This window comes from Microbacterium sp. (genome assembly GCF_041909575.1).
In the GTDB taxonomy this organism is placed as follows: domain Bacteria; phylum Actinomycetota; class Actinomycetes; order Actinomycetales; family Microbacteriaceae; genus Microbacterium.
On record NZ_JAYRDE010000142.1, the window covers coordinates 1 to 6585 of the forward strand.

Here is a 6585-nt window from a genome sequence, read left to right on the forward strand (position 1 = left end):
CGAGTGTCCGGGCGCCGCGGCGCCGGAGGTCGCGAGATTGCAGGAGTTATGCGCCGGTGAACCCCGGCCCGCCAAGCCGCAGCCCGCCCCGTGACCGCCGGGCCCGGCGGGCCTCAGGCGGAGCCGCGCCAGACGACGGGGCATTCGAGCACCCGGCCCCCGGCCTGGGGGTCCTCGCCGCGCAGCTGGCGCAGCACGGATTCCGCGGCGGCCCGGCCGAGCTCGGTCGCGGGCTGGTGCACGGTCGACAGCGGCGGATCGCACCGCAGCGCCCAGGAGCTGTCGTCGAAGCCGACCACGCCGATGTCGGCGGGCACGGCGCGGCCGGCGGACTGGAGGACGTCCATGGCTCCGGCGGCGACCGCGTCGCTCGAGGCGAAGACGCCGTCGATGTCTGGCGCGCGCTCGAGCAGGGCCCGCATGCCGGCCTGGCCGTCCGAGTACGAGTACAGCGGAACGCGCTCGACCAGCTGGGGGTCGAAGCGGTTTCCGAGGGCGTCGACGAAGCCGGCGAGGCGGTCCGACCCGGAGTCCCGGTCCAGGGCGGAGGCGATCATCCCGACGCGGCGGCGACCCGTCGCGAGGAGGCGGGTCGTGATCTCGCGGGCGGCGCCGCGGTTGTCGATCGCGACGTACGCGGCGTCGCCGATGTCACGCGGGTGGCCGACGAACGCGGCGGGAAGCCCGAGGTCGGCGACGGCCCGGGTGATCGGGTCGCCGACGCGGGCCGACACGATGATCACGCCGTCGATGAGGCCGCCGCTGAGGTAGCGGGCGAGGCGCTCGATATCGCGGGCGGAGTCGGCGATGAGGAACGACAGCTGGTAGTCCGCCTCGGAGAGCGCCGCGTTGGCGCCGAGCAGGATCGACCCGATGTTGGGGTCCTCGACGAAGAGCGAGTGCGGCTCGTGGACGATGAGGCCGATCGCCTGCGAGCTCTGCATCACGAGGCTGCGCGCCGCACGGTTCGGAACGAAGCCGACCTTCGCGATCGCCGCGTCGATCGCCGCACGGGCTTCGTCCGACACGTACGGCTGCCCGTTGAGCACCCGGCTCACCGTCCCGCGGGAGACACCCGCCTCGGTCGCGACATCCTTGACGGTCGCGCGCCTCTTCCGGCCGTTGGTCTCCACGGCACCCATCGTATGTGCACGCGCACATCCCAACGCAGGCTTGTTGACAGGGAGTTTCGCCGTGCGTACTCTGTACACGTTCACAGAACCTCAGCGCGGAGGATATGCGCTCGGATCTGTGCACGTTCACAGATCCGAGGAGAGCATGACCCGCCCCGCCCGCCCCTTCGAGCACGACGGCATCGCGTTCGGCTGCGACTACAACCCCGAGCAGTGGACGCCGGACGTGTGGGACGAGGACATCGCGCTCATGACCGAGGCCGGCGTCGACCTCGTCGCGGTCAACATCTTCGGCTGGTCCCACATCGAGCCGCGGCAGGGCGAGTACGACTTCGCCGCGCTCGACGACATCCTCGGCCGCCTCCACGCCGCGGGCATCCGGGTGAACCTCGGCACCGGCACGGCCTCGCCGCCGGCCTGGCTGACCACCGCCCACCCCGAGATCCTCCCGATGGCCGAGGACGGAACCCGTCGCTACCCGGGGGGTCGCCAGGCCTACTGCCCGAGCTCGCCCGTGTTCCGCGCGGCCGCGCTGCGGTTGACGGATGCCGTGGCCCGGCGCTACGGCGACCACCCGGCCGTCGCCCTGTGGCACGTGTCGAATGAACTCGGATGCCACAACGCCCTGTGCTATTGCGACGAGAGCGCCGCGGCGTTCCGGCGCTGGCTCCGCGCGCGCTACGGCACGCTCGACGCCCTCAACGCGGCGTGGGGCACCGCGTTCTGGAGCCAGACCTACGGCGAGTGGGACCAGATCCTGCCACCGCGCGCGACCCTGTCGGCGCGGAACCCCGGCCAGGCCCTCGACTTCCATCGGTTCAGCTCCGACGAGCTGCTGGACTGCTACCGCGCCGAGGCCGAGGCGATCCGCGCCGTCAGCGCCGTGCCGATCACGACCAACTTCATGGTCACCGCCCACATCGAGAACCTCGACTACTGGTCGTGGGCGGCCGACATGGACATCGTCGCGAACGACCACTACCTCGACCACCGCCTCGCCGACCCCCGCGCGGAACTGGCCTTCGCCGCCGACCTCTCGCGCGGCCTCGGTCGGGGCGCGCCGTGGATCCTCATGGAGCACTCCACGGGAGCCGTCAACTGGCAGCCGCTCAACAAGCCGAAGGCGGCCGGCGAGATCATCCGCAACTCGCTGACCCACGTCGCGCGCGGCGCCGACGGCGTCTGCTTCTTCCAGTGGCGCGCCTCGGTGCAGGGGAGCGAGAAGTTCCACTCCGCGATGCTCCCGCACGCCGGCACCGACACGGCGGTGTGGCGCGAGGTCGTGGAGCTCGGCGGGATCGTCGACCGCATCGCCGAGGTCGCCGGTTCGCGCGTCGAGACCGACGTCGCCCTCGTCTTCTCGTGGGAGTCGTGGTGGGCGACCCAGACGGACTCACGTCCCAGCCAGGAGCTCGGCTACCTCGAGCAGGTCCACGCCGCCTACGGAGCGCTGCACGCCCTCGGGCTCACCGTCGACGTGGTCCCGCCCGGCGCCGATCTGTCGCGCTACCGCCTGGTGCTCGTGCCCGGGCTGCACCTCGTTCGCGAGGAGGAGGCATCCGTGATCACCGATTGGATCGCCGCCGGCGGCACCGCCCTCGTCACGTTCTACAGCGGCACCGTCGACGAGAACGACCGCGTGTGGACGGGCGGCTACACCGGCCCGTTCCGCGACGCGCTCGGCATCCGCATCGAGGAGTTCGCGCCGGTCGCTGGGGGCCACGCGCTCACGCTGACCGACGGCTCGACCTCCGGCCTGTGGTCGGAGCGGTCGCACGTCACGACGGCCGAGGTCGAGGCATCCTTCGCCGACGGCCCCTCGGCGGGACACCCCGCGCTCACCCGCAACGCATGGGGGGACGGAACGGCCTGGTACCTCGCGACCCTGCCTTCGCCCGACGCCTACCGGGAGCTCGTCGCGCGTCTGGCCGACGCCGCGGGCGTGCGTCCTGCGGCCGTCGTCACGGGCGCGAGCGACGCGGTCGAGATCGTGCGGCGGACGGGGACGGATGCCTCGTACCTCTTCGTCGTCAACCACGGCGAGGCGCCGGTCGTCGTGACGGCCGCCGGCGTCGAGCTCGTCACCGGGGTGCCGGTCGCCCAGGACGTCGACGTCCCGGGTGGCGCCGTGCGCATCATCAGAGAGGAGGCGGCCGCATGACCGCCACAGAGGTCCTCGTCACACGAGGCGCGGGGAAGGCGGACCGGTCGAAGGACCGCTCCCGCCGGAAGACCCCGCACAAGGGCGCAATAGCGATCTTCACGGGTCCGTTCAGCGCGCTGTTCCTGCTGTTCTACCTGATCCCCATCGGCTACGCGGTGTGGCAATCGCTTCAGGTGGTGGAGCGCGACGGGCTCTACGGCGAGCCGACCGAGGTCTTCGGCGGGCTCACGCAGTACGCCCTGGTGTTCCAGAACGCGCCGTTCTGGGAGTCGGTCGGGCGCGTGCTGGTGTTCGGCATCGTGCAGGTGCCGATCATGCTGGGCCTCGCGCTCCTGTTCGCGCTGCTGCTGGACTCGCCCGTCCTCAAGGGGAAGAAGTTCTTCCGCCTCGCGTTCTTCGCCCCGTACGCCGTGCCGGGCGTCATCGCCGCCATCATGTGGGGCTTCCTGTACTCGCCGAACCTGTCGCCCTTCACGCAGGTCACGCAGACGGTCGACTTCCTCTCGCCGCAGCTCGTGCTGTGGTCGATCGCCAACGTCGTGACGTGGGTGTTCGTCGGCTACAACATGCTGATCATCTACTCGGCGCTCCTGGCGATCCCGTCCGAGGTGTACGAGGCGGCCCGCCTCGACGGGGCCGGCCAGGTGCGCATCGCCTGGTCGATCAAGATCCCGATGATCGCGCCGGCGCTGATCCTCACCGCCGTCTTCTCGATCATCGGCACGCTGCAGCTGCTCGCCGAGCCGCAGGTGTTCCGGTCGTTCAGCGCAGCGGTGTCGAGCACCTACACACCGAACATGACCATCTACGCCACGAGCTCCATCCCGAACACCCACCTGGCGGCGGCCTTCTCGGTCGTCCTGGCGCTCGCGACGTTCGTGCTGTCGTTCGTGTTCCTCAAGGTCACCCAGCGGAAGGCCGAGCAATGAGCCTCCTCACCCGTACCGCCGGCGCGACGGACGCCGACCTGAAGCCCAGCTCGCGCGGACCGAAGGAGAGCATCCTCTCGCGTGGTGCGGCCCTGGTCGTGATGGGCGTCTTCACGCTCTACTTCCTGGTGCCCATCTGGTGGCTGTTCATCGCGTCCACCAAGGACCGCGGCGACCTGCTCACCACGAACGCGCTGTGGTTCAGCGACTGGAACTTCTTCGCGAACGTCGGCGACCTGCTGACCTACAACGACGGCATCTACGTGCGCTGGCTGGTCAACAGCCTCGGGTACGCCGGGCTCGGCGCGCTGCTGGCCACCGTCGTGGCCGGCATGTGCGGCTACGCCCTGGCGAAGTACCGGTTCCGCGGCCGCGAGGTCTACTTCAACGTCGTGCTCGGCGGCGTGCTCGTCCCCGCGACGGCGCTCGCCCTCCCGCTCTTCCTGCTGTTCAGCCAGGTCAACATGACGAACACGTTCTGGGCGGTGCTGCTGCCCAGCATCGTGAGCCCGTTCGGGGTCTACCTCAGCCGCATCTACGCGACGGCGAGCGTGCCCGACGAGCTGATCGAGGCCGGCCGCATCGACGGCGCGGGCGAGGTCCGCACGTTCTTCACGGTGTCGGTCCGCCTCATGATGCCCGCGCTCATCACGGTGTTCCTGTTCCAGTTCGTCTCGATCTGGAACAACTTCTTCCTGCCGCTGATCATGCTGCGCAGCCAGGAGCTGTTCCCCGTGACCTACGGCCTCTACGCGTGGAACACGCAGCTCAACCAGATCCCCGAGCTGCGCACCTACGTCCTGGTCGGGTCGTTCCTGTCGATCGTCCCGCTCATCATCGCCTTCCTCCTCCTTCAGCGCTTCTGGCGCAACGGCCTCGGCACCGGGTCCGTGAAGTGAGCCCCCGCCGAGGGCCCAGCCCCCGGCATCCGCAAGTAAATCCCGCACCATCACCCACCAAGTAAGGAATGACATGCAGCACAACAAGAGGGCAGTCGTCACCGGCGTCGCACTGCTCAGCGCGCTCGCGCTGGCCGGATGCTCCGCCGGAGGCTCGGGATCCGGCGACGGCGGAGGCGCGGACGCCTCGGCCTGCGCCCCGTCCGAGGAGAGCGTCACGCTCGACTTCACGTCGTGGATCCCCGGCATCGAAGACGTCGTGGCCATGTGGAACGAGGAGAACCCCGACATCCAGGTCGAGGTTCAGACCGGTCCCAACGGCAACGGCGGCACCTACCAGAGCTTCTTCAGCCAGCTCGAGGCGGGCAACGCCCCCGACCTCGGCCAGATCGAGTACGACGCGCTCGCGAGCTTCCGCGTTCAGGACGGCCTCGAGGACCTCTCGGCCTGCGAAGAAGTCGTCGCCGCCGAGGCGGAGTTCATCCCGTGGACGTGGGGCCAGGTCACGCTCGGCACCGACGGTGTCTACGGCGTGCCGCAGGACTCCGGCCCCATGGCGCTGTTCTACCGCTCGGACCTGTTCGAGCAGAACGGCATCGAGGTCCCCACGACGTGGGAGGAGTACAAGGAGGCCGCCAAGGCCGTGCGTGAGGCCGGCGGTTACATCACGAACTTCTCGACCGCCGACATCAACCAGTTCGCGGGCTTCGTGTGGCAGGGCAACGGCGACTGGTTCACCAACAACGGCGAGGAGTGGACGGTCGACCTGACCGGCGAGGAGTCGACGACGGTCGCCGAGTACTGGCAGGAGCTGCTCGACGAGGACCTCGTCGCCACCTACCCGGCCTGGACCGAGGAGTGGAACAACGCCTACAACTCGGGCGAAGTCTGGACGTGGAACTCGGCCGTGTGGGGTGCGAACTCCATCTCGTCCGGCGCTCCCGACACGGCAGGCAACTGGTCGGTCGCACCGTCCCCGCAGTGGGAGGACGGCGGAGCCAGCGCCGGCAACTGGGGCGGCTCGTCGATCGCCGTCTTCAAGGGCAGCGAGCACCTCTACGAGGCGGCGAAGTTCGCCCTGTGGCTGAACACCTCGGATGAGGCGCTGACGGCGCTGAACGAGTCGGCGAACATCTACCCCGCCACGACGGCCGGCCTCGAGCTGCCGTCGCTGCAGGAGGGCGTGGAGTTCTACGGCGGGCAGAAGATCTACGACGTCTTCGCCGAGGCGGCTGCGCAGGTCAACCCCGACTTCGTGTGGGGCCCGACGATGACGCAGACCTACGCCGACGTGTCGGACGGCTTCCAGAAGGCGGTGACCGGTCAGGGCACACTGCTCGAGGCCCTCACGTCGGCGCAGGAGTCGACCATCGCGACCCTGAAGGCGCAGTCCATCCCGGTTGCGGAGTAGTCTCCCCGCGTGATCCATCACCTCCGTGCCGCCGGAGTACGCCACCAGA

At 69.7% G+C, this 6585-nt stretch carries 5 protein-coding genes; 4 read left to right on the plus strand and 1 reads right to left on the minus strand.

Going from position 1 to position 6585, the window contains the following annotated elements; all coding sequences use genetic code 11:
* Nucleotides 1-113: 113 nt before the first annotated feature.
* On the minus strand, nt 114-1133 hold the full coding sequence (locus tag ACE3O1_RS14305; protein WP_374316174.1) for a LacI family DNA-binding transcriptional regulator: 1020 nt from the start codon (nt 1131-1133) through the stop codon (nt 114-116).
* A gap of 145 nt (nt 1134-1278) precedes the next feature.
* Here ACE3O1_RS14305 and ACE3O1_RS14310 point away from each other — a divergent pair, with 145 nt between their 5' ends.
* From ACE3O1_RS14310 to ACE3O1_RS14325, 4 genes are all read left to right on the plus strand, one after another.
* Nucleotides 1279-3294 (plus strand): beta-galactosidase, encoded by a 2016-nt coding sequence (locus tag ACE3O1_RS14310; protein WP_374316176.1) that lies wholly within the window; start codon nt 1279-1281, stop codon nt 3292-3294.
* Nucleotides 3291-4226, plus strand: a complete 936-nt coding sequence (locus ACE3O1_RS14315) for a carbohydrate ABC transporter permease (RefSeq protein WP_374316178.1) — start codon at nt 3291-3293, stop codon at nt 4224-4226. The genes ACE3O1_RS14310 and ACE3O1_RS14315 overlap by 4 nt, the downstream gene beginning before the upstream one ends.
* Nucleotides 4223-5125: a carbohydrate ABC transporter permease gene (locus tag ACE3O1_RS14320; RefSeq protein WP_374316180.1), complete on the plus strand. Its 903-nt coding sequence runs from the start codon at nt 4223-4225 to the stop codon at nt 5123-5125. The genes ACE3O1_RS14315 and ACE3O1_RS14320 overlap by 4 nt, the downstream gene beginning before the upstream one ends.
* A gap of 73 nt (nt 5126-5198) precedes the next feature.
* A complete protein-coding gene (locus ACE3O1_RS14325) occupies nt 5199-6536 on the plus strand; it encodes an ABC transporter substrate-binding protein (protein ID WP_374316182.1) in 1338 nt (445 codons plus the stop codon).
* Nucleotides 6537-6585: the final 49 nt, after the last annotated feature.

What these genes read in the sequence shown, in the direction of transcription:
- ACE3O1_RS14315 (WP_374316178.1), top strand. Translation starts at nt 3,291, where the DNA reads ATGACCGCCACAGAGGTCCTCGTCACACGAGGCGCGGGGAAGGCGGAC.
- ACE3O1_RS14320 (WP_374316180.1), top strand. Translation starts at nt 4,223, where the DNA reads ATGAGCCTCCTCACCCGTACCGCCGGCGCGACGGACGCCGACCTGAAG.
- ACE3O1_RS14325 (WP_374316182.1), top strand. Translation starts at nt 5,199, where the DNA reads ATGCAGCACAACAAGAGGGCAGTCGTCACCGGCGTCGCACTGCTCAGC.
- ACE3O1_RS14310 (WP_374316176.1), top strand. Translation starts at nt 1,279, where the DNA reads ATGACCCGCCCCGCCCGCCCCTTCGAGCACGACGGCATCGCGTTCGGC.